Below are 22466 nucleotides of genomic sequence, written 5' to 3' on the forward strand. Positions count from 1 at the left end.
CGTGCTGGTGCTCGACCGGCAGGATGGTGCGCAGGGTTGAGTGGTATTGGTGCACCTGACTTCGTGCGCGGTCGGTCAGGCAGATCGCGTGCCCCGCCGACGCGGCTGGCGCCGCTGCTACAGGATCGCGTGTACCGCCGACGCGGCTTGCGCCGCTGCTGCGGGATCGCGTGTACCGCCGACGCGGCTGGCGCCGCTGCTACAGGATCGCGTGCACCGCCGACGCGGCTTGCGCCGCTGCTGCGGGATTGCGTGCACCGCCGACGCGGCTGGCGCCGCTGCTGCGGGAATGGGTGCACCGCCGACGCGGCTGGCGCCGCTGCTACAGGATCGCGTGCACCGCCGACGCGGCTTGCGCTGCTCCTACGGGGACCGCGAATCCCCTGTAGCAGCGGCGCGAGCCGCGTCCGGGCGCACCGCAGATTTATGCAGGATGACTCAGACAGCTTCGACCGAAGGCCGCACCCGCAGCAGCACCCGATCCGCCACCCAAACCAGCACCAAGGACACCCCCACCAACGGAAACAGCACGCCCACCGCAATCATCACCCCGACCGCCACCTTCCATCGCGGCAGATCATGGCGCAGCGGCGGTACCCCAAGCTTCCCCTGAGGCCGGCGCTTCCACCAGATCACCAGGCCGCTGACCGAGCTGAGCAGGATCATCAGGCAGATCAGCAGCACGATGATCTGATTGACCGCCCCGAACATCTTGCCCTCGTGCAGCATCACGCCGGTTTCGGTAGCTCGGGCGACCAGGCCGTACTGTGCCCAACGCACGTCGGCCAGAACCCGACCGCTGTACTGATCGATGTGCAGGGTCGCGTCGTTGCGCGGATCGTCGGCGAAGACCGCTACGGTGAACACGCCGCTCGCGGTGCTCGGCAGGGTAATGCTGTAGCCGGGCTCCACCTGCAAACGTGTGGCGGTGTCGACTACGCTCTGCAGGCTGATCTGCGGCGCCGCCGGGGGCTGCGCGTGCTCGCCATGGGCTATGTGTTCGGCGTGCGCGCCGCCGGACTGCGGCATCGGTGTGTGTTCCATGGCCCATGGCACGGTCTGCCGGTGGGCCTGGTTGAGCCTGCCGGCCTGCTCATCGGAGGTGGGCATGTCGTTCCACATGGCGGCGGGAAACTGGTTCCACAGCTGGGCATATTGCTTGCCCCACAAACCTGTCCAGGTCATGCCGCTGAGCAGCATGACCAGCAGCAACGCCGCGCCCCAGAAACCCAGCGCCGCATGGACGTCGCGCCACAACGCTCGACCACGGCTGCGCCAGCGCGGCCAGAGCACGCCGCTGGCCGCCGCGCCGCGCGGCCACCACAGGTACAGGCCAGAGATCACCAGCACAATGCCCCAGCCGGCGGCCAGCTCGATCAGCCGGTCGCCGAGGGTGCCGATCATCAGCTCACCGTGCAACGCCCGCGCCACGGCCTGCAGGTTCCACTTGGCATCCTGCTCGCCCAGCAACTCGCCGGTATAGGGGTTGACGAACACATTCAGTTCGCGGCCATCGGCATGCACCACGAACTGGGCACTGCGCTCGGCGGCGCTGGGCGGCAGGTACTGGCCGATGGCGCCACGGGGGTAGGCGTTGTGGGTTCGCAACAGCAACTCATCGGCGCTCAGGCGCTGTTCGGCCATCGGCACCGTGAGCAGATCGTGGTACATCCAGGGGTCCAGCTGTGGCTTGAACAGGTAGATGATTCCGGTCAGCGCCAGCAGGATCATGAACGGCGCGACGAACAGCCCGGCGTAGAAATGCCAACGCCAGGCAAGGTTGTAGAAAGAGGTTTTCATGGGCAAGACGTGTTCCGACTTTTCGTGTTCTCGACAGTGACCCATGCGCTGTCCGTCCCTTTCCACAGGTCAACCACGCCCCCGAGTGGGAGCGAGCCTTACCCGCGAAGACATTCGCAGGATCAGCCACGCCCACTGTGGGAGCGGGGCGGGCGGCGAGCCATCTACCCGCGAAGAGGCCCGCGTTGACAGCACACAAGCTTATGTAGGTCTGGTGTTGAAGCTCATACCAACGAAGGCGGTGCACGCGTACGTGCGCCGAGGAACACGGCTTGTGTCGCATGCCCCGCGTGGGGCTCGGCCATGAATACACTGTGCGGGCGCTGCGCATTCGCCCCCGCAATAGCCAGCGCCTGAGGCAGCGCTGGGCAATGGAAGAACAGGCTGCAATAACCGCACTTTTCCATCAGCACGTGCAGGTCGCTGCTGCCCGCGGCGCTGCCGTGATGCTCGCCATGAGCCTGGTGGTCCATGGCGGGCATGTCCATGACGGGCACGGCGCTGTCCAGCACCACACTGGACATCCTGTGGTCCATCGGCATGGACTGGGAAATCAGCGGGCCGATGAACATCATCAGCATCGCGAACAGGCTGATCCAGCTGGCGCGCGCCTTGGCAGACGGCGTGGAAGGAGGGCGCTTGGCGCTCAGCGCGTTCATTCAGTCAATGCGCATGCTCGGCGTCCTCGTCCTGCGCGGGCGCCTGCTTGAGTACCTGCACTTGCACAACGAAATCACCTGCCTTGGCGAAGTGCAGCGTCACGGGAAAGTGCTGGCCCGCCTGCAATGGGCTGCTCAGCTTGAGATCCAGCAGCATCACATGAAATGCCATGGGCGCGAACACTGCATGGCCGCTGGCCGGAACGGTGACCCCCTGGACCTGCTGCATTTTCATCATGCCGTCCTGGTTGATGTGTTGATGCAGCTGTGCCTCCCCGGCGATGGGCGTGTCGACGCTGGTCAGGGTGTCGTCGTCCAGTCCGCGGTTGCGCAATTCGAAATACACCGCAGCAGTGGGCGCATTGGGCGGCAGTTCCTGCGCCCAGGGTTCGACGATGAGCAGGTCTCCCGCCTTGTATTGACGGACGTCGCCCTGTGCGGCGGCAGCGAGCAGCATGAGCACACAGGCAGACCAGAACCTTTTCATCGCAGACACCCCGGTACGAAAGCCGCCATTGTAGCAGCGGCGCAAGCCGCGTCGGCGGCATCCGCAATAAATCTGATCCACCGCGCGAGCCGCATCATCAGGCGCCGCGATTCATCTGCACCTGCAATGACGCCGCATCCATGAACATGCGATCCACCGCCGGTAGAGTCGGGCGCTTGAGCACCAACACCGGCAACCCCATCTCCCGCGCCACCTGCAGCTTGGGTTCGGTCGCGCCGCTGCCGCTGTTCTTGCTGATCAGCACGTCGATCCGGCGGCTGGCAAACAAGGCGCGCTCGTCGTCCAGACAGAAAGGACCACGGGCGCCGATGACCTCGCAACGCGCCGTGCCCAGATAGGGGTCCAGCGCCCGCAGGGTCCAGTGCTGATGCGGCGGGATCTCATTCAGATGCTGCAGGGGTTCGCGACCCAGGGTAAACAGTGGTCGCTGGAACGGTGCCAGCGCCTGCACCAGTTCAGCCCAGTCGACTACCTCCCTCCAGTCATCACCCTCCTGAGGCGCCCAGGCCGGACGGCGCAAGGCCCAGCACTCGATACCGGCCAGGCCCGCTGCCTTCGCAGCATTGGCGCTGATCTGCGCCGCATAGGGATGAGTCGCGTCCACCAGCAGGGTAATGCCCTCGTCACGAATGTAGGCTGCAAGCCCTTCGGCACCGCCATACCCACCGACATGCACCTGACAACGCAGGTCGGTCGGCACACGACCGACGCCCGCCAGGCTGTAGACATGCTCAGGCCCCAAGGTCCGTGCGATCGCCAAGGCTTCGGTTACGCCGCCGAGCAGCAGAATGCGCTTCATGGCTTCACCCCCGCCCAGCCGACGATGCCACCTTGGCGGTCAATCGCGAACACCTCCACCTGAACCTGATCCGGCACCACGCTGCAGGCGAAGCGCCAGGCATGGTGGCAGACCTCATCGCCCAGCTTCACGCCTTCGGCATGGGCCAGGGCCAGGGCTTGCTGGCTGGTGTTGGCCGCGCAGATCCGCGCTTGCAGGTCACTGCCCGCGCCGATGTCGCGCGCCCAGCCTGCCAATTGCGTCAGGTCGATGCTCGAATGCCGGCTGTGCAGGTCCATGTGCCCCGCCGCCAGCTTGCTGATCTTGCCGAAACCGCCACACAGGCTGAGTTTGTCCACGGGCACCTTGCGCAGGTGTTTGAGTACCGCACCGACGAAGTCGCCCATCTCGATCAGCGCGATCTCGGGCAACGCGTAGACCTGGCGCATGGTGTCCTCGCTGGCATTGCCGGTACACGCGGCGATGTGCCGGTAGCCGTTGGTGGTCGCCACATCGATGCCTTGATGAATGGAGGCGATGTAAGCCGCGCACGAGAACGGCCGCACGATGCCGCTGGTGCCCAGGATCGACAGTCCACCAAGGATGCCCAGGCGCGGGTTCATGGTCTTGAGCGCCAGGCCGGCGCCGTTCTCGACGTTGACGGTGACCTCGAAGCCGCCGCCGTAGCCATGTTCTTCGGCCAACCGCGCCAGATGCTCGCTGATCATCCGCCGCGGCACCGGATTGATCGCTGGTTCACCGACGCCCAGCACCAGTCCTGGTCGGGTGACCGTGCCCACGCCATCACCGGCCAAAAAGCGGATGCCAGGCTCATCAAGCAGGCGCACCTGGGTGTACAGCAGCGCGCCGTGGGTTACGTCCGGGTCATCGCCGCCGTCCTTGAAGGTACCCGCTTCAGCGCCGTCGGCATTCAGCCGGCAGAACTCCAGACGCATCGACACCTGCTTGCCCTTGGGCAGCACGATATGCACCGCATCGCTGGCGCCTCCGCCGAGCAGCAGCCGCGCGGCGGCCAGACTGGTGGCCGTGGCGCAGCTGCCAGTGGTCAGGCCGCTGCGCAGTGGCGCTGGCTGCTCCGCTGTTTCTTCACGCATCGAAAGGCTTGACCGCGTCGAGCAGGGTGATCGGCAGCGCCTGGCGCCAGGTGTCGAACTCGCCCAACGGGCAGGCCTGGGCAATGTGCAGGCGAGTCAGTTCGCCACCGTGGCGCTCGCGCCACTGCACCAGAGTCACTTCGCTTTGCAGCGTGACCGCGTTGGCCACCAGACGGCCGCCGGGTTTGAGCGCCGCCCAGCAGTCGCTCAGCACGTTCTCGCGGGTGACGCCGCCGCCGATGAAGATCGCGTCAGGCATGGCCAGCCCGGCCAGGGCATCCGGCGCCCGACCGCGCACCAGTTGCAGACCCGGCACGCCGAGAGCGTCACGGTTGTGTTCGATCAAGGCTTGCCGGCCTTCGTCGGATTCGACCGCAATGGCGCGGCAACTGCGGTGGGCGCGCATCCATTCGATGCCGATCGAGCCACAGCCGGCACCGACGTCCCACAGCAACTCGCCCGGCTGGGGTGCCAGACGGGCCAGGGTCACTGCGCGAATATCGCGCTTGGTCAGTTGGCCATCGTGGCGAAAGGCAGTGTCGGGCAGGCCGGCCAGAGGTGACAGCCGCGGGGCGTCCGGGCTGGCCTGGCATTCGATGGCGATCAGGTTGAGCGCGGCTATCTCACTGAAGTCATCGTTGGCGGCGCCGTCAACACGACGCTCGCCGGGCCCTCCCAGGTGCTCGAGCACGGTCATGCGGCTGGGGCCGAAGCCGCGCTCGCGCAGTAACTGCGCAACGGCCTGCGGGCTTGTCCCATCGTTGCTCAACACCAGCAAGCGCTGGCCGCTGTACAGGTGCGCGGCCAGCGCCGCGACCGGACGGGCGACCACCGACAGGGTCACCACGTCCTGCAGTGGCCAGCCCAGACGGGCAGCGGCCAGTGAGTAGGAAGACGGCGAGGGCAGTACGTGCATCTGCGCTGCCGGGACTTGCCGCGCCAGGCTGGCGCCGACGCCATAGAGCATCGGGTCACCGCTGGCCAGCACGCAGACCGCCTCGCCGGGCTCGGACAGTACCGCATCGAGGCTGAACGGGCTGGGCCAGGCGACGCGGGTACCGACGATGCAGCGCGGCAGCAGTTCGAGCTGGCGGGGCGAGCCGACGATGCGCCGAGCACTCAACAATGCACGTCGCGCCTGTTTGCCCAGGCCCGCAAATCCGTCTTCACCGATACCTACCAGGGTCAGCCAGGCCGACATGAATATCCCTCATACAAAGCTATTCCGACGGGCAGACTTTTCATGCCTTCGGCCAAAGCAGGCATAATACCGCGCCTTACCCTTTCCAGTGGTTTTTCGCGTGCGCCCGGTGCCCCTTTGAACAAGACCTCGAACGTTGTCCGCCCCTCGGCGTGTCCGGGGTTGCTGCGTATCGTGCAGGCATTGGACGGGGGGATCTGCCGCATCAAACTGGCCGGCGGCGAACTGGGTGCGGATCAGGCCGAGGCGGTGGCCGAAGCCGCCGAGCGGTACGCCCAGGGGACAATCGAGGCGACCAACCGCAGCAATCTGCAGATACGGGGTATCGGTGAACGTCATCAGGCCTTGATCGAGCATCTGCTGCAGGCTGGCCTGGGTCCACGGGACGCGGCCGGCGACGACGTGCGCAATGTCATGCTCAGCCCCACTGCCGGCATCGACCGCGAACGGATCGTCGACACGCGCCCGCTGGCGGCCCGGGTCATCCACAGCTTGGAAACCGAGCCGCGCTTCCATGCGTTGTCGGCCAAGTTCGCCGTGCAACTGCATGGCGGCGAGAAGCTGGCAATGCTCGAGCATCACCACGACCTGTGGCTGTCGGCCTTCGAACGTGATGGGCAATGCTGGTGGGCGTTCGGCCTGGCCGGCTGTCCAGGCGTGGACCAGCCCTGGGGCGCGGTCACCTTCGAGCAGGGCCATGCCCTGGTGGTGGCGGTACTGGAGCGCTTCCTCGAACTGGCGCGCCCTGAACACACGCGAATGCGCGATCTGCTTGCCGACGCCGTCTTCGCAGGCAGAGGGCTCAACCGCCCGTCTCGTTCCCACAGGATCCTCGTCGCTGATACCACCATGCCAGCCCCCCCAGCCAAGGCAGGCAAGATTGCTGCCCCTGTGGGAGCGGGCTCTGCCCGCGAAGAGGCCGCCACTGACACCACTCAGGCATTCCTCAGCACCCTGGGTCTGCCTGTTTGCTCTGCACCACTGGACAAGCCGCTAGCCACCTTCAAACTGGGCATCCAGCCACAGCGCCAACCGGGCCTGAGCTTCATCTGCACCCTGGCCCCCCTGGGCCGGCTGACCCCAGCCATGCTGCGTGGCGCCGCCCAGCTCGCTCGCGACCACGGCAATGGCACCCTGCGCATGACCCCATGGCAAGGCCTGCTGCTGCCTGATCTACGCGATCCGCAACCCGTGCTCCAGGCCCTGACCCACCTGGGCTTCATCACCAGCGCGCAGCAGCCACTGGCTGCCATGATCGCCTGCACAGGTGCCAGCGGCTGTGCCAAGGGCCTGGCCGACACCAAGGCGGATGCCGTTCGCCTCGCCGCTTTGCTGCCTGCGCGGGCGCCCCTGAGCGTACATCTGAGCGGCTGCCTCCGTTCATGCGCCGCGGCCCATGTCGCCCCGGCTACCCTGCTGGCCAGTAGCGCCGGCCATTATGACCTGTATCTGCGCGACGCCGAACGACCCGGATTCGGGACTCTGCTCGCGCGCCATCTTTCACTGGATGCGGCCGCTGCCCTGCTGCGCGACCGCTCACGGAGCGACACCCATGATTGACTACATCCGCGATGGTCAGGAGATCTATCGCAACTCCTTCGCCATCATTCGTGCCGAAGCGAAGCTGGACCAGATCCCCGCCGACCTGGAAAAGCTCGCGGTGCGGGTCATTCACGCCTGCGGCATGGTCGATGTCGTCCAGGACCTGCGCTTCTCGCCCGGCGCCGGCAAAGCCGGCCGCGAGGCCCTCGCCGCCGGCGCGCCGATCCTGTGCGACGCGCGCATGGTCGCCGAGGGCATCACCCGCGCCCGGCTGCCCGCCAACAATCAGGTGATCTGTACCCTCAAGGACGACAGCGTGCCAGCCCTTGCCCAAGCTTTGGGCAACACCCGCTCGGCGGCTGCGCTGGAGCTGTGGCGGCCTCATCTGGAGGGCTCGGTGGTGGTCATCGGTAACGCCCCGACCGCGCTCTTCCACCTGCTCGACATGATCGATGCCGGCGCGCCCAAGCCCGCCTTGATCCTCGGCTTTCCGGTCGGCTTCGTCGGCGCGGCCGAGTCCAAGGCGATGCTGGCGGCGGACAGCCGTGGTGTGCCGTTCGTCATCGTCGAAGGCCGCAAGGGTGGCAGTGCCATGGCTGCCGCAGCGGTCAATGCACTGGCCACGGAGGTCGAGTGATGCAACCGCGTGGCCGTCTGCTGGGACTGGGCGTAGGCCCAGGCGATCCCGAACTGATCACCGTAAAAGCGCTGCGCCTGTTGCGCGAGGCGCCGGTGGTGGCCTATTTCGTTGCCAAGGGCAAGAAGGGCAACGCCTTCGGCATCATCGAGGGCCACCTGCAGGCTCTGCAAACCCTGCTGCCGCTGGTCTACCCGGTCACAACCGAAGCACTGCCCGCGCCGCTGTCCTATGAACAGGTCATCAGCGATTTCTACGACACCGCCAGTCTGGACGTCGCCGCGCACCTGGATGCCGGCCGTGACGTGGCGGTGATCTGCGAAGGCGATCCGTTCTTCTACGGCTCCTACATGTACCTGCACGATCGGCTCGCCGAGCGCTATGAAGCCCAGGTGATTCCTGGCGTCTGTTCGATGCTCGGCGGTGCTTCGGTGCTGGGCGCACCGTTGGTGTATCGCAACCAGAGCCTCTCGGTGCTGTCGGGCGTGCTGCCGGCGGACGACCTCAAGCGGCGCCTGGCCGATGCCGACGCCGCCGTGATCATGAAGCTGGGCCGCAACTTTCCCAAGGTCCGCCAGGTGTTGACCGAGCTTGGCCTGGCCGAGCGAGCCCTGTATGTCGAGCGCGCCACCATGGCCAATCAGAAAATCGTCCCCCTGGCCGAGGTCGATCCGACCTCGTCGCCCTATTTTTCCTTGATCATCGTTCCGGGTGAGAGGTGGCAAGGCTGATGCACGCTCCCGCAATCGTCATTCTCGGCAGCGGCGCCCTGGCCACCGCGCGGCGCCTGCAGCAACTCTATCCACAGGCGCTGATCCACGGCTTGGCCGAGCGCGTGACCGGTGTCGACCGCAGCTACCAGGACTTCGGCGCCACTTTGCGTCAGTTGTATCGACAGGACACGCCGATCATTGCCCTGTGCGCGGCGGGCATCGTCATCCGTAGCCTGGCGTCGGTCCTGCTGGAGAAGGGCGCCGAACCGCCGGTGCTGGCCGTGGCCGAAGACGGCAGCGCCGTGGTGCCGCTGTTGGGTGGCCTGGCCGGGGTCAACGTGCTCGCTCGCGAGATTGGCGCAGCCCTGGGGGCCGCCGCCGCGATCACCACCAGCGGCGAGTTGCGTTTCGGTACCTGCCTGCTCAATCCGCCCAGCGGCTATGCCCTGGCCGACCTGGAACTGGGCAAGCGCTTCGTTTCCGATCTGCTCGCCGGTGAACGGGTGCGCGTCGAAGGCGCCGCGCCCTGGCTGGACGACGCACGGCTGCCCGAGGACGCACAGGCGCGACTGACCATCCATGTCGGCAGCGCCGCGCGGGCGCCGGTTGCCCACGAACTGCTCATCCATCCGCGCAACGTGCTGGTGGCAGTCAATGCAGCGCTGCCTCACCTGGCGCAAGCCGTGCGCGATGCACTGCAGGGCTGTCATATTGCCCTGCCTGCGTTGGCGTGCCTGCTGGCGGACGAGGGCGACATGGCCGATCCGGCACTGCACGACGCCGCCGCCGATTTGGGCGTGCCGCTGCGGTTTGCCTCGGCGCCAGGCTCGCCGGTGCAGATGGCCGGCCACGCGGTGCCGCAGTCGTCGCCGGTGGCGATCGGCGAACACTTGGCGATCGCCATGGCCGAGCAGCCACTGGACCTGTCAGGCATTGGCCGGCCGCGCGGGCATCTGGCCGTCATCGGCCTGGGACCCGGCGCCGCCGACCTCATGGTCCCGGCGGTCAAGGCGGAGCTGGCGCGTGCCAACGACGTTCTCGGCTACGAGACCTACGTGCGCATGGCCGGCCCGTTTCGCGCCGATCAGGTGCTGCACTGCACCGACAATCGCGAAGAGATGCAGCGTGCCCGGCACGCGTTCGAATTGGCCGCTCAGGGGCGCTCGGTGGTGGTGGTGTCGTCCGGTGACCCCGGCGTGTTCGCCATGGCGGCCGCCGTGCTGGAGGCGCTGCATGAATCCGCCGACCCGAGCTGGCACTCGGTAGAGCTGCAGATGCTACCCGGCGTGTCGGCCTCCCTGGCCACGGCGGCACAGGCCGGCGCGCCGCTGGGCCACGATTTTTGCGTGCTGTCGCTGTCCGACAACCTCAAACCCTGGGCAATCATCGAGAAGCGCCTGGACCTGGCCTGTCAGGCTGATCTGGCCCTGGCGTTCTACAACCCGATTTCCCGTTCGCGGCCATGGCAACTGGGCAAGGCGCTGGACATCGTTCGGCTGCATCGCACACCTGCCACCCCCGTGGTGCTGGGCCGCGACATCGGCCGTCCCGGCCAGACCTTGCGGGTCATCACACTGGGCGAGCTGACGCCTGAACAGGTGGACATGCGCACCATGGTGCTGGTGGGCTCCTCCACCACCTGCACCTTCGCCAAGGCCGCCGGCGGCACCTGGGTATACACGCCACGCTGGTACGGCACCAAGCCCTGATCTACAAACGAACACCAACCGCCGCCGAACGCCCCCCTGTAGCAGCGGCGCAAGCCGCGTCCGGCGACACCGCACACTTCCTGACACACCGCGTGTGACGCCGACGCGGCTCGCGCCGCTGCTACGGGGGCACGTGTAAGGTCAGAGGGTTTTCAAAGGTGGCACGATGGCCTCGCGCTGGGAGGCCCAGTGCTCCACCAGTTCGCGCAGCTGTGACATCTCGATCGGCTTGGCCATATGCCCGTCCATGCCGGCTTGGCGCGCCTGCTCCTTGTGCTCGCTGAGAATATGCGCAGTCAGGGCCACCACCGGTGTGCGCACGCGCTGGTTGCCCATTTCCCAGGCTCGCAACTGACGGGTCGCCGAGAAGCCGTCGAGAATCGGCATTTCACAGTCCATCAGCACCAGATCGTAACGCTGGGCCTTCATCGCCTTCAGGGCTTCCTCGCCATTACTGGCGGTGTCGGGATGCAGGTTTAGCTTGCCGAGCATGCCGCGGATCACTTTGGTGGAAATATTGTTGTCCTCGGCCACCAGAATACGAAAATCACTGGGCAGGTCGATCGGCGCCAGGTGGGCGGCAGCGAGCGGCGGTGCCTCGCTTTCTCCGCGGTGGCTGAGCTCGTCGGCCAAGGTGGTCTTGAGGGTGTAGCCGGCCACCGGTTTGGCCAGGATGCGCTTGATGCCGGCATTGCGTGCCACGACCTTGCTCGGCGCATTGCTGATACCGGTCAGCATGATCAACAGAATGTCGTGGTTCAGGCTTGGATCTTCCTTGATCTTCGCGGCCAGCTGCATGCCGGTCATGCCGGGCATGTTCTGGTCCAGCAAAACCACGTCGAAATAGTCACGCAGGTGCGCCTTGGTTCGCAGCAAGGCCAAGGCCTCCTTGCCCGACGGCACGGAGCTGACATTCAGACCCCAGGCACTGCACTGCTGCACCAGCACCTTGCGGCATGTTTCGTTGTCGTCGACCACCAGCACCCGCGCGTTCTTGAGCGGCAGGTCAAGGTCCGAAGAAGGCTGCTCGAGCCGTTGCGGATCCAGCGGCAGGGTCAGCCACAGGGTGCTGCCATGCTCGCTGCCGCTCTTGATGCCGAAATCACCCTTCATCAACAGCACCAGTTGGCGGGCGATCACCAGCCCCAGGTGCCCGCTCAGGCGGTTGCCGTCGAGCAGGTTGGTGCTGCGCAATTCGGTGTGCAGCAGCGCTTCGCGTTCGGCGCCAGGCATTGGTTCGCCGCTGTCCTGCACGGCGATGCGCAGGCGCGGGGTGGCGCTGCGCTGGTCGAGCGCCACCACCAGCAGAATCTCGCCCTGGTCGGTCTTCTTCAGCGCGTTGTCCAGCAGGCTCAGCAGCGCCTGGCGCAGGCGTGTCGGATCACCGCTGATGACTCGCGGAACCTGGGGCTGGGTAAAACTGATCAACTCGATGTTCTGCTGCTCGGCCTTGGCGCGAAAGATGTTGAGGCAGTCTTCGATCAGGGCGTGCAGGTCGAACTGCACGTCGTCGAGCTCGATCTGCCCGGATTCGATCTTGGAGATGTCGAGGATCTCGTTGATCAGACCGAGCAGCTCGTTGCCGGCACTGTGGATGGTCTGTACGTAGTCGCGTTGCTTGACCGACAGCGGTGTGCCCAGCAACAGCTCGGTCATGCCCAGGACGCCGTTCATGGGGGTGCGGATCTCGTGGCTGAGCTTGGCCAGGAACTCTGCCTTGGCGTTGATCTCGGCAGTGCTGGCCGCCAACTGCCGGCTGGCGCTGAAGCGATCCTCGCTGATGCTGCGCAGGCGCTGGGTCAGGGCGGTATTGAGGATCACCCCGCCCACCATGGCGAACCCGAGCAGGGTGAAAATCAGCCACTGCGAAGGTGTGCGGGTCAGGCCCAGCAGCGCCGGCAGGACCACCAGGCACCCCAGGTTGCACACCAGCAGCCCCAGGCAGAAGGTACGTGCCGGGCGGTAGCCCTGCAGCCAGTGCCAGCTGCCGATCATCAACATGGTCATGCTGGTCAGGGCCAGCAGGCCGTAGGCGAAGAAGTTGAACGGCAGGCCGTCGATGAACAGCAGCAACAGCCCGCACAGGGCGATCAGGGCAACCTCGGCCTTGATGATGCGGTTGGAGCGCTGATGGCCGCGTACGGCGAAGAAACGCAGGCAGAACATCAGCCCGGTCATCGATGCCAGCAGCAGCGCGCTGTAGGCTGCCGGTGTACGCGCCGCCGGCCACAGCGAAACCCAGGGGCCGGTGAAGTTGAACAGGATCAGGGCCGAGGCCAACAGGCAGGCCTGGGAGCAGGCCAGCCACAGGCTGCTGCTGGAACGGCGATGGGCGAAGCACATCAGGTTGTGCAGGATGAGCATCGCAACGCAGCCCAGCAGCAGCCCGAAGAGCAACGGCTCGCGTTGATCGGCGGCCGCTGCGGAGGAAGATTGCAGAACGATGCTGGGGCGGATCTGGTGTTCCGAGGCGATCCGCAGGTAGACGTCGAGCGGCTTCTGGCTTACCGGCAGGGTCAGCAGATGGTCGCTGCTGGCCAGTGGTGCTTCAGTGTTGACATCGGTGTCCGACGACACGCGTCTGATCAGCGTGTCGGCATCGAGCACATAGAAATCCAGGGCCTTCAGGTCAGGGCAGAAAATACGCAGCAACAATTCCTGGTCGGTCGCTGGCAGACGATAGTGCAGCCACAACGCGCCGTTGGGCCCGGCGGCGTTGACCTGGCGCAGTTGTACCGGGGCGAACTGGTTCTGGAAGCGTTCGGAGCGCACGTCGCCCAACTGCAGCCGGCCGTCCTCGTCCATCAACATCGACCAGCCGCCCGCCGACTCTGCCTGGGCGCCGAGCACACAGAGCAGGGCCAGCAGGCCAGCGGTGAATCCTATGGCAGTCCTGAGCCAGCGCAAGGCGAAATCCCTTCGTAGATGAATGCCTGATTATAGCCGCGTGCGCCGTGAAACGTGTGTCGGGGGCTTGAAGCCCCCGACAGTCACCACGCTTATTTGCCGCTTTCGCGGGCAATGGCCCGGTAGCCGATGTCATGGCGATAGAAACAACCCTGCCAATCGATCTTCGCGGCCAACGCATAGGCCTGGCGCTGCGCGGCGCCGACGCTGTCGCCCAGTGCCGTGGCACACAGCACGCGACCACCGGCGGTGACGACCTGGCCATCCTTGAGCGCGGTCCCGGCATGAAATACCTTGCCGGTCTCGGCAGCCGCCGCGTCCAGGCCGCCGATCGCATCACCCTTGGCATAGTCGCCCGGATAGCCACCCGCCGCCAGCACGATGCCGACACTCGGTCGTGGGTCCCACTGAGCCTCGACCTTGTCCAGCGCCTGGGCGAAAGCCGCTTCGATCAGCAGGATCAGGCTCGACTGCAGGCGCAGCATGACCGGTTGGGTTTCGGGGTCGCCGAAACGGCAGTTGAACTCGATGACCTTGGGATTGCCGGCTTTGTCGATCATCAGCCCGGCATAAAGAAAACCGGTGTAGACATTGCCTTCTTCCGCCATGCCGCGCACGGTCGGCCAGATGACCTGATCCATGACCCGCTGGTGAACCTCGGCGGTCACCACCGGGGCAGGGGAGTACGCACCCATGCCGCCGGTGTTCGGACCGCTGTCGCCGTCGCCCACGCGCTTGTGGTCCTGGCTGGTGGCCATGGGCAGCACGTTCTTGCCATCGACCATGACGATGAAGCTGGCTTCCTCGCCGTCGAGGAATTCTTCGATGACCACCCGCGAGCCCGCGTCACCGAAGGCGTTGCCGGCAAGCATGTCGCGTACGGCGTCTTCGGCTTCCTGCAGGGTCATGGCAACGATCACGCCCTTGCCCGCAGCCAGGCCGTCGGCCTTGATCACGATCGGCGCACCTTTTTCACGCAGATAGGCCAGTGCGGGCTCGATCTCGGTGAAATTCTGGTAATCGGCGGTAGGAATCTTGTGCCGCGCGAGGAAATCCTTGGTGAAGGCTTTCGAACCTTCGAGCTGGGCCGCGCCTGCGGTCGGGCCGAAACAGTCCAGGTTGCGCGAGCGGAACAGGTCGACCACGCCAGCCACCAGCGGCACTTCGGGGCCGACGATGGTCAGCGAAACGTTCTGTTCGGCGAAGTCCGCCAACTGCTCCAGTGCCAGCACGTCGATAGCGACGTTCTCGCACTTGGCCTCGGTGGCGGTACCGGCATTGCCCGGTGCCACGAAAACTTTCTGGACCCGTGGGTCTTGGGCGACTTTCCAGGCCAGCGCATGCTCGCGCCCGCCGCTGCCAATGATCAATACGTTCATGGTTCAAAACCTCGGTAAAGCGGAATTCTGAGGGTGTTCGCGGTATACCGCGTAACGACCTGACGCGGCTTGCGTCGCTGCTACAGGGGCGGCGTACCCGTGAAACGTCACTGTAGGAGGCCGCAGCTTCAATGCGGCCGTCGCCAGATCAGTGGCGGAAATGGCGCATGCCGGTAAACACCATGGCGATGCCAGCTTCGTCAGCGGCCGCAATCACCTCGGCATCGCGCATCGAGCCGCCTGGTTGGATCACTGCGGTGATGCCCACCTTGGCGGCATTGTCCAGGCCGTCGCGGAACGGGAAGAACGCATCCGACGCCATGACCGAGCCCTGCACCTGCAAGCCGGCATGTTCAGCCTTGATCGCCGCGATGCGCGCCGAATTCACCCGGCTCATCTGCCCGGCACCGACGCCGATGGTCTGGCGGTTCCTGGCGTACACGATGGCGTTGGACTTCACGTACTTGGCGACTTTCCAGGCGAAGATCAGGTCATGGATTTCCTGTTCGCTGGGTGCCCGGCGCGTCACGACCTTGAGGTCATCGGCACCGATCATGCCGATGTCGCGGCTCTGCACCAGCAGCCCACCGTTGACCCGCTTGTAGTCCCATGCCTCGGCACGCTCGGCCGACCACTGCCCGCAGGCCAGCAGACGCACATTGGCCTTGGCCGCCACGATGGCACGGGCTTCCTCGCTGACGCTCGGGGCAATGATCACTTCGACGAACTGGCGCTCGACGATGGCTTTGGCAGTGGCCGCATCCAGCTCGCGGTTGAAGGCAATGATGCCGCCGAACGCCGATTCGGTATCGGTGGCGTAGGCCAGTTCGTACGCCTGACGGATGCCGCCCTCGGCGTCCGGGCACACGGCCACGCCGCAGGGGTTGGCATGCTTGACGATGACGCAGGCCGGCTTGACGAAGCTCTTCACGCACTCCAAAGCAGCATCGGTATCGGCCACATTGTTGTAGGACAACTCCTTGCCCTGCAGCTGGGTCGCCGTGGCAATGCCCACTTCGGCCGGCTGCGCCTCGACATAGAATGCCGCCTTCTGGTGCGGGTTCTCGCCGTAGCGCATTTCCTGCGTCTTGACGAACTGGCTGTTGAAGGTCCGTGGAAACTCGCCGCGGCCTTCGGTGCCCAGGCGCTCGCCGGTCTGGTCGATGGTGCCCATGTAGTTGGCGATCATGCCGTCGTACGCGGCGGTATGTTCGAACGCCTTGAGCATCAGGTCGAAGCGCTGCGCGTAGGTCAGGCCGCCGGCCTTGAGCCCGGCCAGCACCTGGGCATAGTCACCGGCGTTGACCACGATGGCCACGTCCTTGTGGTTCTTCGCCGCCGAACGGACCATGGTCGGCCCGCCGATGTCGATGTTCTCGATGGCCGTGGCCAGGTCGCAGCCAGGCTTGGAAATCGTCGCCTGGAAGGGGTAGAGGTTGACCGCCACCAGGTCGATCGGCTGGATGCCGTGCTCGGCCATGATCGCGTCGTCGGTACCGCGACGGCCGAGGATGCCGCCATGGATCTTCGGATGCAGGGTTTTCACGCGGCCGTCCATCATCTCGGCGAAGCCGGTGTAGTCGGCCACTTCCACAGCAGCCACGGCGTTGTCGCGCAGCAGCTTGAAGGTACCGCCGGTGGACAGGATCTCGACGCCAAGGGCTTCCAGTTCGCGGGCGAATTCAACGATTCCGGTCTTGTCGGAAACGCTGATCAAGGCGCGGCGGATCGGCAGGCGGGTGGTCTGGTCGGTCATCACGATTTCCATCTTCAAAGCGTAGAAGTCAACAAAAAAGGCGAACCGCTGGGTCGCCTTTTCTGGTTTGAATGCTTCGGTTACAGCAGGTCGTACTGCTTGAGTTTCTTGCGCAGGGTGCCTCGATTCAGGCCCAGCATCTCGCTGGCCTTGGTCTGGTTGCCCTTGACGTGGTTCATGACGCTTTCAAGCAGGGGAGCTTCGACTTCGGACAGCACCAGGTTGTACACGTCCGTGACGGAGGCGCCTTCGAGGTGGGCAAAGTAGTTGTGCAACGCCTTCTCGACACTGCCGCGCAGGGTCTGGCCCTCTTCGCTCGGCGTGTTCAGATGCTGCTTGAGGTTTACGTTGTCGCTCACAGGCGTTGTTCCACTCACTAAAGTCTCGCTCATCATCGTCATGCGGCCACCTCTTTCGCGTCCCTTTCACCAAGGCTTCTATAGCGCTCGCCGAAAAACTCGCGAACGTTGGCGCATTGCTCTTGCGTCTCTTGCAGCCCATTGAAATGGCTGCGAAATTCACGTCCGCCAGGCTGTGTACACAGGTACCAGCCAACATGCTTGCGGGCGATGCGCACGCCCATCACATCACCGTAGAAGGCGTGCAGGGCCTGCAGATGTTCCAGCAGTATGCTTTCCACTTCATTCAACTGCGGTGCCGGCAGCAGCTCGCCGGTGCGCAGGTAATGCTCGATCTCCCGAAAGATCCAGGGCCGACCCTGCGCCGCGCGTCCTATCAACAGGCCGTCGGCACCGGTCGCCTGCAGTACCTGCCGGGCTTTGTGCGGTGAATCGATGTCGCCGTTGGCGAAGACCGGGATGGACACCGCCTGCTTGATCGCAGCGATGGTGTCGTATTCGGCTTCGCCGGTGTAAAGGTCGGCGCGTGTGCGACCGTGCACCGCCAACGCGGCAATGCCCGACTGCTCGGCAATCTTTGCAACAGCGATGCCATTGCGGTTGGAGCGGTCCCAGCCCGTGCGAATCTTCAAGGTTACCGGCACATCCACGGCGGCCACCACGGCTTCCAGAATCTGCGCCACCAGCGCCTCATCCTTGAGCAAGGCAGACCCCGCTGCCTTGTTGCACACCTTCTTCGCCGGGCAGCCCATGTTGATATCAATGATCTGCGCCCCGGCCTCCACGTTCGCACGTGCCGCCTGCGCCAGCATCTGCGCATCCCCTCCGGCGATCTGCACCGAGCGCGGCTCGGGATCGCCTTCGTGGACCATGCGCAGCCGCGACTTGCGGCTGTTCCACAGGCTCATGTCGCTGGTGACCATTTCCGACACCACCAGGCCTGCGCCCAGGCGCTTGCACAACTGACGAAAGGGCTGATCGGTGACCCCGGCCATGGGGGCCAGGATCAGCGAGTTGTTCAAGGTGTATGGGCCGATGCGTACCGCCGACATAGGACTTCCCTGTTGTGGGGCCGGATCATGAGAGTTCGAAAAAGGGTTGGCATAATACCCGCTCTCGATGACGGGTTAAAGATAGATTTGGATAAAATCTGAACAGTTATCTGCCCGCACGGACAGCTTTGAACGGGCGCAGGGCATCCGTACCCTGGCGCATCCGGCTATTCGGGCGAGCGGAAACTGAGGCTGTAATTGACCGCCGCAGGGCCTGGGTCGAGGATGTCCAGGGCAATGTGGATGGGCGTTTGCGGGGGCATCTCGGCCTTGCCGGCCAACTCGCCGTCGAGGTATTCGCTGGGCTTGAAGCGACGGCTGGCGATCAACTGCCCATTGAGATCGGCGAAGCGCAGCTCCAGCAGCGGGAAAGGCTGCGCGAACGCAGCGCGGTTGTAGATGATCGCATCCACCACCAGCGCCCCGGCGAACCCGGGATGGCTGCGCACCACCAGATTGCTGCTTTTTACCAGGGCAATATCGACCTTGGCCGGCACACTGCAGCCTATAACGGGGCACAGTTGCTGGAACAGCGGGCGGTACTGGTCCTGACGGGCCAGTTCGGCGAAATGGTAGACCACGTACTGCACGCCCAGACCCAGTGCGGCAACGATCGCCAGGGCCAGCCACAACAGGCGCTTGCCCCAATGCGAGCGGGGCTTCTCCCATGCCAGCTGCATCGGCTCGTCGAGCAGGTCGGCCAGATCGTCTTTGTCGCGCAAGGCGGGTTCGTTGCGACTTGCCTGCACCTTGCGAGTGGTGTTGGATGCGGCAGCGGGCGGCTCGTCGCGGTCATGCTCGTCGAGCGCCGACAAGCGACCGTGGCCATCCACCGAAGGCTCGTCATCGACATGGGTTTCGTCGAGGGGCTCGGGGTGGGAAAACGAAGGCTCGGTCCGCCTGGCAGGTGCTGGGGTCTGGTCTTCATCCAGTGTCGGCAGCCGTTCGATGATCGGTGGCAAGGCCGCCGTATCGGCATCGGCGTCGTCCCGGCGCGCGCTCAGGCTGTCCATTCTGGGCGCGTCACCCAGTTCGAGTCGATCCAGGTCGATGTCACCGTTGGTCCACTGCCGCGGGGCCAACTCCGGCGGTCTGGGCAAATTGGCCGGGGTCAGGGTTGCGCTCTGTTCGAGCAACTGCCGGGCCGCATTGAAGACCTGCAGGCAGGAGCCGCAGCGAACCACGCCGCGCGCCACACTCAACTGGTTGTGGCTGACGCGGAAGCTGCTTTGGCAATGCGGGCACTGGGTGACGAAACTCTCGCTCATGCGCAGGTCCTGGTAGGGCCGGGGGACATTCTGGATGGGGCTCAGCGGCGACGGCCGCTGATGCGTACCCAGCCGTCACGGTTGGCAATCGGATCCAGCTCGAAGTCCCGCGCGTAGGCTGCCGCGACTTCTTCGCCCTGTTCGGCCAGGATGCCCGACAGCGCCAGCAGTCCGCCAGGCCGGACCAATCCGCTGAGCTGGGGTGCGAGGCTGACCAGCGGACCTGCAAGAATGTTGGCGACCAGCACATCGGCCTGCTGAACGGGAAGGTCGGCAGGCAGGTACACCGGGAAGCGCTCATCGGCAATGCCGTTGCGCCGGGCGTTGTCGCGTGAAGCCTCCAGCGCCTGCACATCGATGTCGGTGCCGACCGCCTGACGTGCGCCCAGCAGCAACGCAGCGATGGCCAGAATGCCCGAGCCGCAGCCGAAATCCAGTACCTGCGTGTCCTGCAGTTGCTGCCCGTCCAGCCATTCCAAGCACAGTGCCGTGGTCGGATGGGTCCCGGTGCCGAACGCCAGTCCTGGGTCCAGCAGCAGATTGACCGCTTCAGGCTCGGGAGCTTCGTGCCAGCTGGGCACGATCCACAAGCGGCGGCCGAAGCGCATGGGCTGGAAATTGTCCATCCAGCTGCGCTCCCAGTCCTGGTCCTCGATCACTTCCGCGTGATGCTCGGGCAGGGTGGCGTCGGTCAACAACTGCAAGTGGGCGAACACAGCGCCGGCGTCGGTGTCGGCTTCGAACAGCGCCAGCAAGTGGGTATGCGACCAGAGCGGCGTGGTGTTGAGCTCGGGCTCGAAGATCGGCTGGTCTTCGGCATCCATGAACGTCACGGACACGGCACCGACTTCCAGCAGGGCATCTTCATAGGTTTCGGCTTGTTCTGGGCTGATGGCCAGACGGACTTGCAGCCAAGGCATGGCAGGCACCTTCGATCTAAACGGGGGGCGCAGCACGGTCGCTGCGACAAGCGCGCCAGTTTACGCGAGGAGACGCGCGAGGACCAAAAAAAACCCGGCTCGAGAGCCGGGTCTTTTTTACATCCATACCTTTATGTCCACAACCGAATCACTTCTCGCTGGCCAGTTTGTGTTCCAGGTAGTGGATGTTGACGCCGCCTTTGCAGAAACCCTCATCACGGACCAGATCGCGGTGCAAGGCGATGTTGGTCTTGATGCCGTCCACGATGATCTCGTCCAGGGCGTTGCGCATACGGGCCATGGCCTCGTCGCGATCCTTGCCCCAGGTGATCAGTTTGCCGATCAGCGAGTCGTAGTTCGGCGGTACCGCATAGCCACTGTACAGGTGCGAATCGACGCGAACGCCGTTGCCGCCCGGTGCGTGGAAATGCTTTACGGTGCCGGGGCTCGGAATGAAGCTCTTCGGGTCTTCGGCGTTGATCCGGCACTCGAGCGAGTGACCGCGAATGACCACGTCGTCCTGAGTGAACGAGAGCTTGTTGCCGGCGGCGATGCTGAGCATCTCCTTGACGATGTCGATACCCGTGACCATCTCCGATACCGGATGCTCTACCTGCACGCGAGTGTTCATCTCGATGAAGTAGAACCGGCCATTCTCGTAGAGAAACTCGAACGTACCGGCGCCGCGGTAGCCGATCTCGATACAGGCTTTCACGCAACGCGCCAGGACTTCCTCGCGCGCGGCTTCGTCGATGCCCGGTGCCGGCGCTTCTTCCAGCACCTTCTGGTGCCGGCGCTGCAGCGAGCAGTCACGGTCGCCCAGGTGAATTGCCTGGCCCTGACCGTCGGACAACACCTGAACTTCCACGTGACGTGGGTTGGTCAGGAATTTTTCCAGATACACCATCGGGTTGCCGAACGCTGCACCGGCTTCGGTGCGGGTCAGCTTGGCCGAGGCGATCAGGTCTTCTTCCTTGTGTACCACGCGCATGCCGCGACCACCGCCGCCGCCAGCGGCCTTGATGATCACTGGATAGCCGACTTCACGGCCGATGCGCAGGGCCTCTTCCTCGTCTTCCGGCAGCGGACCATCGGAGCCGGGCACCGTCGGTACGCCCGTTGCGATCATCGCGTGCTTGGCCGACACCTTGTCGCCCATCAGGCGAATGGTTTCTGCAGTCGGGCCAATGAAGGCAAAACCGGATTTCTCGACCTGCTCGGCAAAGTCCGCGTTCTCGGCGAGAAAGCCATAGCCTGGGTGAATGGCCGTGGCGCCAGTCACTTCGGCTGCGGCAATGATTGCCGGGATATGCAGATAGGACAGGTTGGCGGGCCCCGGACCGATGCAGACCGACTCGTCAGCCAGGCCAAGGTGCATGAGCTCCTTGTCGGCCTTGGAGTAGACGGCAACGGTCTTGATGCCCAGCTCTTTGCAGGCACGCAGGATCCGCAAGGCGATTTCGCCGCGGTTGGCGATCAGAACTTTTTCCAACATCGCAGGCTCTCCGCTGGTCAAACGATGGTGAACAGCGGCTGGTCGTACTCAACCGGCTGACCGTCTTCTACCAGGATCGATTCGATCACACCGCTGGTTTCAGCTTCGATGTGATTCATCATTTTCATTGCTTCGACGATGCACAGGGTATCGCCTTTCTTGACGGTCTGACCGACTTCGGCAAAGGCCGGCGATGCTGGCGACGCCTTGCGGTAGAAGGTGCCGACCATCGGCGAGCGGGCCACGGTGCCATTGAGCTTGGCAGCCACAGGCTCCGCCGGGGCGACAGGTGCAGCGGCGACGGGCGCTGCGGCAGGCGCGGCCATCGGCGCCGGTGCGTAGTACTGCTGGGCCGGAGTCTTGCTGTGACGGCTGATCCGTACGGATTCTTCGCCTTCCTTGATTTCCAGCTCGTCGATGCCGGACTCTTCCAGCAGCTCGATCAGTTTCTTGACTTTACGAATATCCATCAATCATCAACTCCCAAGGGTCGGTCAGGGGCGTTCAGTAGGTGTTCTTGCCATGCGCCTTTCGAAGAAGGCTGCAAACACTCATGTGCCGTTGAAAAGGGCCGAGTGACGGCGAAAATTCTCGAACGTGTCGGTGAAAAACATGCACGTCGAACAGTGGGATGCTCATCGACAGCAGCGCGTCACGTCAGGGGTGAC

Annotated in this window: 19 protein-coding genes; 4 read left to right on the forward strand and 15 right to left on the reverse strand. The window is 64.8% G+C overall.

Features of this window, described 5'->3' with window-relative positions; translation table 11 throughout:
* Positions 1–438: 438 nt before the first annotated feature.
* From IFT57_RS16070 to cbiE, 6 genes are all read right to left on the reverse strand, one after another.
* Entirely contained in the window at positions 439–1800 is a 1362-nt protein-coding gene (locus IFT57_RS16070) for a PepSY-associated TM helix domain-containing protein (RefSeq protein WP_244657350.1), read from the reverse strand.
* Between the two features lie 224 nt (positions 1801–2024).
* Complete coding sequence (locus IFT57_RS16075; protein ID WP_192152025.1) at positions 2025–2459, reverse strand: DUF2946 domain-containing protein; 435 nt, start codon at positions 2457–2459, stop codon at positions 2025–2027.
* A gap of 4 nt (positions 2460–2463) precedes the next feature.
* A complete protein-coding gene (locus IFT57_RS16080; protein WP_446731202.1) occupies positions 2464–2946 on the reverse strand; it encodes a copper chaperone PCu(A)C in 483 nt (160 codons plus the stop codon).
* 97 nt (positions 2947–3043) lie between these two features.
* A complete protein-coding gene (locus IFT57_RS16085; protein ID WP_192152026.1) occupies positions 3044–3766 on the reverse strand; it encodes a cobalt-precorrin-6A reductase in 723 nt (240 codons plus the stop codon).
* The gene (locus IFT57_RS16090) at positions 3763–4860 is read right to left on the reverse strand and encodes a cobalt-precorrin-5B (C(1))-methyltransferase (protein ID WP_192152027.1); all 1098 of its coding nucleotides are present in this window, start codon (positions 4858–4860) and stop codon (positions 3763–3765) included. The genes IFT57_RS16085 and IFT57_RS16090 overlap by 4 nt, the downstream gene beginning before the upstream one ends.
* Positions 4853–6061 (reverse strand): precorrin-6y C5,15-methyltransferase (decarboxylating) subunit CbiE, encoded by a 1209-nt coding sequence (cbiE, locus tag IFT57_RS16095; protein WP_192152028.1) that lies wholly within the window; start codon positions 6059–6061, stop codon positions 4853–4855. The genes IFT57_RS16090 and cbiE overlap by 8 nt, the downstream gene beginning before the upstream one ends.
* 42 nt (positions 6062–6103) lie before the next feature.
* Between cbiE and cobG the strand changes: the two genes are divergently transcribed.
* From cobG to cobJ, 4 genes are read left to right on the forward strand one after another with little or no spacing between them, the layout of a single operon-like run.
* The gene (gene cobG / locus IFT57_RS16100) at positions 6104–7621 is read left to right on the forward strand and encodes a precorrin-3B synthase (RefSeq protein ID WP_192152029.1); all 1518 of its coding nucleotides are present in this window, start codon (positions 6104–6106) and stop codon (positions 7619–7621) included.
* Positions 7614–8240 carry a precorrin-8X methylmutase gene (locus IFT57_RS16105; RefSeq protein ID WP_192152030.1) on the forward strand — a complete coding sequence of 209 codons (627 nt, stop codon included), beginning with the start codon at positions 7614–7616 and terminating at the stop codon, positions 8238–8240. Before cobG ends, IFT57_RS16105 begins: the two co-directional genes overlap by 8 nt.
* Positions 8240–8971: a precorrin-2 C(20)-methyltransferase gene (locus IFT57_RS16110; protein ID WP_122796484.1), complete on the forward strand. Its 732-nt coding sequence runs from the start codon at positions 8240–8242 to the stop codon at positions 8969–8971. Before IFT57_RS16105 ends, IFT57_RS16110 begins: the two co-directional genes overlap by 1 nt.
* The gene (gene cobJ, locus IFT57_RS16115) at positions 8971–10662 is read left to right on the forward strand and encodes a precorrin-3B C(17)-methyltransferase (RefSeq protein ID WP_192152031.1); all 1692 of its coding nucleotides are present in this window, start codon (positions 8971–8973) and stop codon (positions 10660–10662) included. The genes IFT57_RS16110 and cobJ overlap by 1 nt, the downstream gene beginning before the upstream one ends.
* A 141-nt stretch (positions 10663–10803) precedes the next feature.
* On the opposite strand, the gene IFT57_RS16120 is transcribed toward cobJ, so the two are convergent.
* The 9 genes from IFT57_RS16120 to accB form a co-directional block, all read right to left on the reverse strand.
* Positions 10804–13569: a hybrid sensor histidine kinase/response regulator gene (locus IFT57_RS16120; protein ID WP_122796482.1), complete on the reverse strand. Its 2766-nt coding sequence runs from the start codon at positions 13567–13569 to the stop codon at positions 10804–10806.
* 92 nt (positions 13570–13661) lie between these two features.
* A complete protein-coding gene (purD, locus tag IFT57_RS16125; RefSeq protein ID WP_122796481.1) occupies positions 13662–14948 on the reverse strand; it encodes a phosphoribosylamine--glycine ligase in 1287 nt (428 codons plus the stop codon).
* Between the two features lie 148 nt (positions 14949–15096).
* Positions 15097–16704 (reverse strand): bifunctional phosphoribosylaminoimidazolecarboxamide formyltransferase/IMP cyclohydrolase, encoded by a 1608-nt coding sequence (purH, locus tag IFT57_RS16130; protein ID WP_192152032.1) that lies wholly within the window; start codon positions 16702–16704, stop codon positions 15097–15099.
* An 80-nt stretch (positions 16705–16784) separates the two neighbouring features.
* A complete protein-coding gene (gene fis / locus IFT57_RS16135; RefSeq protein WP_049861977.1) occupies positions 16785–17105 on the reverse strand; it encodes a DNA-binding transcriptional regulator Fis in 321 nt (106 codons plus the stop codon).
* Positions 17102–18115 carry a tRNA dihydrouridine synthase DusB gene (gene dusB / locus IFT57_RS16140; protein WP_122480311.1) on the reverse strand — a complete coding sequence of 338 codons (1014 nt, stop codon included), beginning with the start codon at positions 18113–18115 and terminating at the stop codon, positions 17102–17104. The genes fis and dusB overlap by 4 nt, the downstream gene beginning before the upstream one ends.
* A 167-nt stretch (positions 18116–18282) precedes the next feature.
* Positions 18283–19383, reverse strand: coding sequence for a DUF3426 domain-containing protein (locus IFT57_RS16145; RefSeq protein ID WP_192152033.1), 1101 nt, complete (start codon positions 19381–19383; stop codon positions 18283–18285).
* Between the two features lie 41 nt (positions 19384–19424).
* The gene (gene prmA / locus IFT57_RS16150) at positions 19425–20303 is read right to left on the reverse strand and encodes a 50S ribosomal protein L11 methyltransferase (protein ID WP_192152034.1); all 879 of its coding nucleotides are present in this window, start codon (positions 20301–20303) and stop codon (positions 19425–19427) included.
* Positions 20304–20451: 148 nt separating this feature from the next.
* Positions 20452–21798: an acetyl-CoA carboxylase biotin carboxylase subunit gene (accC, locus tag IFT57_RS16155; RefSeq protein ID WP_192048177.1), complete on the reverse strand. Its 1347-nt coding sequence runs from the start codon at positions 21796–21798 to the stop codon at positions 20452–20454.
* Positions 21799–21815: 17 nt separating this feature from the next.
* Positions 21816–22268, reverse strand: coding sequence for an acetyl-CoA carboxylase biotin carboxyl carrier protein (gene accB, locus IFT57_RS16160; protein ID WP_122796476.1), 453 nt, complete (start codon positions 22266–22268; stop codon positions 21816–21818).
* Positions 22269–22466 lie beyond the last annotated feature (198 nt).

Origin of the sequence: Pseudomonas sp. CFBP 13719 (genome assembly GCF_014842095.1) — a bacterium.
Classification (GTDB): domain Bacteria; phylum Pseudomonadota; class Gammaproteobacteria; order Pseudomonadales; family Pseudomonadaceae; genus Aquipseudomonas.

Bases quoted from the DNA above. Each gene is read 5' to 3' on its own strand.
- IFT57_RS16070 (WP_244657350.1), bottom strand. From the start codon at position 1,800: ATGAAAACCTCTTTCTACAACCTTGCCTGGCGTTGGCATTTCTACGCC.
- IFT57_RS16075 (WP_192152025.1), bottom strand. From the start codon at position 2,459: ATGAACGCGCTGAGCGCCAAGCGCCCTCCTTCCACGCCGTCTGCCAAG.
- IFT57_RS16080 (WP_446731202.1), bottom strand. From the start codon at position 2,946: ATGAAAAGGTTCTGGTCTGCCTGTGTGCTCATGCTGCTCGCTGCCGCC.
- IFT57_RS16085 (WP_192152026.1), bottom strand. From the start codon at position 3,766: ATGAAGCGCATTCTGCTGCTCGGCGGCGTAACCGAAGCCTTGGCGATC.
- IFT57_RS16090 (WP_192152027.1), bottom strand. From the start codon at position 4,860: ATGCGTGAAGAAACAGCGGAGCAGCCAGCGCCACTGCGCAGCGGCCTG.
- cbiE (WP_192152028.1), bottom strand. From the start codon at position 6,061: ATGTCGGCCTGGCTGACCCTGGTAGGTATCGGTGAAGACGGATTTGCG.
- cobG (WP_192152029.1), top strand. From the start codon at position 6,104: ATGCCTTCGGCCAAAGCAGGCATAATACCGCGCCTTACCCTTTCCAGT.
- IFT57_RS16105 (WP_192152030.1), top strand. From the start codon at position 7,614: ATGATTGACTACATCCGCGATGGTCAGGAGATCTATCGCAACTCCTTC.
- IFT57_RS16110 (WP_122796484.1), top strand. From the start codon at position 8,240: ATGCAACCGCGTGGCCGTCTGCTGGGACTGGGCGTAGGCCCAGGCGAT.
- cobJ (WP_192152031.1), top strand. From the start codon at position 8,971: ATGCACGCTCCCGCAATCGTCATTCTCGGCAGCGGCGCCCTGGCCACC.
- purD (WP_122796481.1), bottom strand. From the start codon at position 14,948: ATGAACGTATTGATCATTGGCAGCGGCGGGCGCGAGCATGCGCTGGCC.
- purH (WP_192152032.1), bottom strand. From the start codon at position 16,704: ATGACCGACCAGACCACCCGCCTGCCGATCCGCCGCGCCTTGATCAGC.
- fis (WP_049861977.1), bottom strand. From the start codon at position 17,105: ATGACGATGATGAGCGAGACTTTAGTGAGTGGAACAACGCCTGTGAGC.
- dusB (WP_122480311.1), bottom strand. From the start codon at position 18,115: ATGTCGGCGGTACGCATCGGCCCATACACCTTGAACAACTCGCTGATC.
- IFT57_RS16145 (WP_192152033.1), bottom strand. From the start codon at position 19,383: ATGAGCGAGAGTTTCGTCACCCAGTGCCCGCATTGCCAAAGCAGCTTC.
- prmA (WP_192152034.1), bottom strand. From the start codon at position 20,303: ATGCCTTGGCTGCAAGTCCGTCTGGCCATCAGCCCAGAACAAGCCGAA.
- accC (WP_192048177.1), bottom strand. From the start codon at position 21,798: ATGTTGGAAAAAGTTCTGATCGCCAACCGCGGCGAAATCGCCTTGCGG.
- accB (WP_122796476.1), bottom strand. From the start codon at position 22,268: ATGGATATTCGTAAAGTCAAGAAACTGATCGAGCTGCTGGAAGAGTCC.